Source organism: Clostridium sp. (assembly GCF_026168755.1).
Classification (GTDB): Bacteria; Bacillota; Clostridia; order Clostridiales; family Clostridiaceae; genus Clostridium.
In genome coordinates, this window is record NZ_JAPFDR010000086.1 from 1 (window position 1) to 5,237 (window position 5,237).

Sequence of the window (5,237 nt, forward strand, 5' to 3'; positions counted from 1 at the left end):
CCTCAGACCGAGACTTTGCCTCCGACTTCCTTCAGATTCCACCTCACGATGGACACCCTTGTCCTTGGCTAGTGGTTCCCACTACCAAGCCCACAACGGACTTTCACCGTCAAGTTGTTGCCCATGCTGGGCACACATTAATAAAAAATAGAGTTGAAATTTTCAACTCTATTTTTTATATTATATAATTAATTACGATGCAAACTATACCAGCCAGTATTAATGATACTGTATTAATACTAACACTTATAGTATTTTTAAAATTAGATTTATTAGTAATTTCCATTTTTGAAACTTCTAAATTAGCATTAGAAGTATACTGAGCATTATTTTGCCCCATTGATTGCAATGATAATCCCATTGGATTTCCTCCAATACACGCAAATAAACCTAACATTATAAATATAATTCCTTCAATAAAAAGTACATCTTTTAGTAAAAATCCCTTTAAATTCACTAATATATTAGCAATAATAAAAAGAATAATAGCCCAAATTACTCCCCATAATATGCACTTTTCTAAAGATTTTAATAATGTTTTATTCATAGAAATATACCCCCTTATTTTTTATAAAAATTATACAATATTTCATATAATTAGTAAATATTTTAACTATTTTGTTGACAAGTATTTTGAATAGGTATATGATTTATACATGAATATATTTACAAAAATTTTATAATATGTAAAAACGATAGAATCTGATAGAAAAGTTAACTCTGATCTAAAAGAGAGTTATTACTAATTAAGTTAAAATATATATATAAATGCCTCTTTTCGTTTATATATATTATTTAGCTAGCTTTCTTTTAATCTTAAGAAAGCTAGCTTTTTTATTTATACTAGAAATAATGGAGATATAAAAAAATCTATTTATGGGAAAAGGGTAGTTTTATTTGCTCCATTATATATAAGTGATTACTGTGTTAATAATTGTGTTTATTGCGGCTATAAAAAGTGTAATAGTTTTAATAGAAGAAAGTTAACTCAAGATGAAATAAAAGAAGAAGTTAAAATATTAGAAAAGATGGGACATAAAAGACTAGCCTTAGAACTTGGCGAAGATCCAGTAAATGCGCCAATAGATTATGTTTTAGAAAGCTTAGACACAATTTATAAAACTCAAAATGAAAATGGAAATATAAGAAGAGTTAATGTAAATATTGTAGCAACTACAGTTGAAAATTATAAAAAGCTTAAAGATGCAAATATAGGTACCTACATTTTATTCCAAGAAACATATCATAAACCAACTTATGATTTAATGCATCCTAACTCATTAAAATCTAGTTATGAATATCATTTAAATGCTTTTGATAGAGCAATGGAAGCCGGAATTGAAGATGTTGGTGGAGGAGTATTATTTCTTAAATTTGGAGTAACTCAAGTAAGTTCTGGTTCTTCAACAGGTGTAGGAGGATATAAACAAAGAGAAGAAGGGAAAAGTGTAGAGCAATTTAAGACATCAGATGAAAGAACACCAATAGAAGTCTTAAACTGGTTATTAGATGAAGGTTATATACCAAGCTATTGTACTGCTTGTTATAGAAAGGGAAGAACAGGTGAAACCTTTATGGGACTTGCAAAAACTGGAGAGATTCAAAAAATGTGTGAACCAAATGCATTAATGACTTTAATGGAATATGCATTAGATTATGGTGATGAAAGTACATGTAAAAAGGCAGAAAAATTAGTGATGGAAGAAGCTGAAAAAATTAATAATGATTCTATAAGAAAATTTATTAATGATGGAGTAATTAAATTAAAAGAAGGCCAAAGAGACATTTATATTTAGGAGGTCAATATGAATAGTATACCAAATGATAATTGTCGTTAAATAAACCAATTACATAAAAAATAGTTGAAATAAATAATAAGGTTGTCCAAGTATATTGTGGCAATCTTATTATTTGTTTTATAGTAACTACACTAATTTTATTTAATTATAGTCTCACTGTTAAATTCCTTTAAAAATACATCTGAGCATCCATTAATAAATTTAATATAGTCATTTTCAGTAATAATTATAGGGTAAGCTGTATTAAAATTTTTATTTAAACATTTATACTTAAAATCATTAAAAATATTTATTGATTTATTTAATTTTATTGGTAGAAAATCTGTAAAGGATGAATCTAGTATATTTATTTTAGATATAAAATCAATTATTAATTTCATATCATAATTTTTGATATTTTCATTTATAATTACATGAGATCCATAAGTTTCAATATTTTCATCAAAATAATTATCAAGCCAAAGGTGAGTATAATATCCCATGGCAAATGATTTCTCTAAATAGTTTAACTTTTTATTAGCTAAATGTAATTTAAATTTAGTTAAATTACATTTTTTACTTGAATCTTCTTTAAAATGAGATAAGCAACTTTTATTTGCATCATTAAAAATAACATAATAGTTAGGAGCAATACTACCTAATGTTAAAAAATTAATATCAAGTTCATTAAAACATTTATTTTTTAGAATTTTTAGAAAATTAATATGAGTAGAGATATTTGGCATAAAAACTCCTCCAAAAGCTTTTATTGATTTATATGAATAAAATTTAAAAAATATTTGTTAAAAATTAATATAATTTAAAACAAACTACTATTTTAAAATGTTTTTTATTTATCTAAACATATATCTAATACTGTGTACATACATTATTATAGAATAATTACATATGGAGGAAATATGAAAAGAGTATTGCTTATTAAACCACTAATATGTAGTATTTTTATTTTAGTTGCATATTATATTATATTTAAAACAGAATTATTATTTACTAATAAAGAAATAACAACATTTATTAGTTATATGAATAAGAGAAATGATTTTTTAGGTGCAACTAATTTCATGATATGGTTAGTAATAATTTCTGCATTAGTGGTAACAGCTTTAAATAAAATGGATAAAGTAAAAAAACAATGATGAATTGTATTTATATTATAGATAATCGCTATGAATATATAATAGTTGATTATCTATTTTTTTATAAATAGTTTTAAAACATTTGACATTTTAATCATTTTAATAACAAAAACTTATTAAAATATTAATAAACTGCAAAAAAATTAATTTTTTTTAAAAAACGCTTTCCTTTTTATATATTCAATATTATAATGTAAAGAAATAATAACCTTATATGGTTAATACATGAAAATATGTTGCAATAGGATTAATAATTTATATTAAGGTACTTAACAAATTATAAAGTACTATTGGGGAATAAAAATAACTATATTATTTATATTAAATAAAATTAGTTTATAGAAATTTAAGAATTATTAATCCAAATTGTAATAAATATTTTTATTCTTAAGGGGGCAAATTTAATGAAAAAATCAAAACTAAAAAAACTATGCGCAGTATTAATGGCTGCAATCATTAGCACATCTTTATTCATTGGGTGTGGAAATTCCAATAATGCATCTAATGAGGAAAGTAAAGCTAATAATACTTCTACAGGATTAAAGCAAGAGATTATTTATAATCTAGGTGCTGATCCACAAACCATTGATCCATTACTTAACACAGCTATAGATGGTTCAAATGTTATTGTTAATGCTTTCGAAGGTTTAATGGTACTAAATGATAAAAATGAAGCTGAACCTGCTGCGGCTGAAAGTTATGAAGTTTCTGATGATGGTTTAGTTTATACATTTAAGCTAAGAGAAAATGGTAAATGGTCAGATGGGGAACCAGTTACAGCTAATAATTTCTATTATGCTTGGATGAGAGGAATGGATAAAAATACTGCAGCTGAATATTGTTATCAATTCTTCTATATTAAAAATGCTGAAAAATATTATAATGGTGAAGTTTCAGCAGATGAAGTTGGTCTTAAAGTATTAGATGATTATACTTTAGAGGTTACTTTAGAAGCACCAACTGCATACTTCACTCAATTATTAGCTCATCAAACTTACTCACCACTAAGAGAAGATATTGTTTCTGCTAATCCAGATACTTGGGCTACTAGTCCTGAAACATATATTGGAAATGGTCCATTTAAATTAGTACAATGGGATATGAAAGATCAATTAGTATTTGAAAAGAATGAAAATTATTGGGATGCAAATAATGTAAAGTTAGAGAAATTAACATTTAAGTTAGTAACAGATGAGACAACTGCTTACTCTGAATTAAAAGCTGGTAACTTTGATGTTGTAAATTCTGTTCCTTCAAATGAAATTGAACCCGGCAAAGAAGAAGGCTTAGTTCAAATAATTCCAAAGCTTGGCACGTATTTCTTTGCAATTAATGTTGGTAAGCAAGATAACTTAAATGATGATGTTAAAAAAGCGTTAAGCAATAAATTAGTAAGACAAGCTATGTCTTTAGCAATTGATAGGCAAGAAATAATAGATAATGTTGGTAAAGCTGATCAAGTTGCTGCTTATAGTTTTGTACCATTAGGAATTCCATCAACAGATGGTGGTGAGTTTTCTGATAAAGAATATTATGACCCACAAGATATGGAAAGTAATATTGAAAAAGCAAAGAAATTATTAAAAGAAGCAGGATATGAAAATGGAGAAGGACTTCCAACATTTGAATTAATGTATAACTCAGAAGGGCAACATAAAGATGCTTGTCAAATTGTACAACAAAATTTAGCTGAAGTTGGTATAAATGTTGAATTAACAAATCAAGAATGGGCAGTATTTTTAAGCACAAGGCAAAATGGTGAATATCAAATTGCAAGACATGGTTGGATTGGTGACTACAGTGATCCTATGACATTTTTAGATATGTGGGTAACTGATGGTGGTAATAATGATTCTGGATTTAGCAACTCAGAGTATGATGCTTTAATAGCAGAAGCAAAGATTGAAACTGAGCTTGAAAAAAGAGAAGAATTATTAAGAAAAGCTGAGGATATATTAATGGACGAAGCGCCTATTATGCCTGTATATTTCTATACAACAGTAATGGCATGGAATAATGATGTTGAAGGTATATTAGTAACAGCTTTAGGCAAAGTTTATTTTAAAAATGCTTATAAAGTAGAAAATCGAGTAGGAGGTAGATAATTATTTTATCTACCGACCTCTCACACCACCGTGCGTACCGGTCTGGTACACGGCGGGGCCCTGTAAAAAACTTTGTGTAAACTGAATAAAATCAACTCCTTCTTGGCAATAATTGAGATAAGAAATTATTACAAGAAGGAGTTTTTTATATGTCAAATATGTCGAAAGAATTATTAAGAGAATATATTAAGGAGCAA

Annotated in this window: 4 protein-coding genes and 1 pseudogene; 3 read left to right on the forward strand and 2 right to left on the reverse strand. The window is 26.7% G+C overall.

Annotation, left to right across the window (positions count from 1 at the left end; genetic code table 11):
* Nucleotides 1–175: 175 nt before the first annotated feature.
* Entirely contained in the window at nt 176–547 is a 372-nt protein-coding gene (locus Q0Y03_RS15000; RefSeq protein WP_297714603.1) for a hypothetical protein, read from the reverse strand.
* A gap of 307 nt (nt 548–854) precedes the next feature.
* Here Q0Y03_RS15000 and Q0Y03_RS15005 point away from each other — a divergent pair.
* Nucleotides 855–1,796, forward strand: a pseudogene (locus Q0Y03_RS15005) (radical SAM protein); the annotation flags it as partial.
* Between the two features lie 140 nt (nt 1,797–1,936).
* On the opposite strand, the gene Q0Y03_RS15010 reads toward Q0Y03_RS15005, so the two are convergent.
* Nucleotides 1,937–2,524 carry a zinc dependent phospholipase C family protein gene (locus Q0Y03_RS15010; RefSeq protein WP_297714604.1) on the reverse strand — a complete coding sequence of 196 codons (588 nt, stop codon included), beginning with the start codon at nt 2,522–2,524 and terminating at the stop codon, nt 1,937–1,939.
* Between the two features lie 174 nt (nt 2,525–2,698).
* Between Q0Y03_RS15010 and Q0Y03_RS15015 the strand changes: the two genes are divergently transcribed.
* Nucleotides 2,699–2,935 (forward strand): hypothetical protein, encoded by a 237-nt coding sequence (locus tag Q0Y03_RS15015; protein WP_297714605.1) that lies wholly within the window; start codon nt 2,699–2,701, stop codon nt 2,933–2,935.
* 404 nt (nt 2,936–3,339) lie between these two features.
* Nucleotides 3,340–5,040 carry a peptide ABC transporter substrate-binding protein gene (locus Q0Y03_RS15020; RefSeq protein ID WP_297714606.1) on the forward strand — a complete coding sequence of 567 codons (1,701 nt, stop codon included), beginning with the start codon at nt 3,340–3,342 and terminating at the stop codon, nt 5,038–5,040.
* Nucleotides 5,041–5,237 lie beyond the last annotated feature (197 nt).

Coding starts and splice junctions, on each gene's coding strand:
- Q0Y03_RS15000 (WP_297714603.1), bottom strand. CDS start 547: ATGAATAAAACATTATTAAAATCTTTAGAAAAGTGCATATTATGGGGA.
- Q0Y03_RS15010 (WP_297714604.1), bottom strand. CDS start 2,524: ATGCCAAATATCTCTACTCATATTAATTTTCTAAAAATTCTAAAAAAT.
- Q0Y03_RS15020 (WP_297714606.1), top strand. CDS start 3,340: ATGAAAAAATCAAAACTAAAAAAACTATGCGCAGTATTAATGGCTGCA.
- Q0Y03_RS15015 (WP_297714605.1), top strand. CDS start 2,699: ATGAAAAGAGTATTGCTTATTAAACCACTAATATGTAGTATTTTTATT.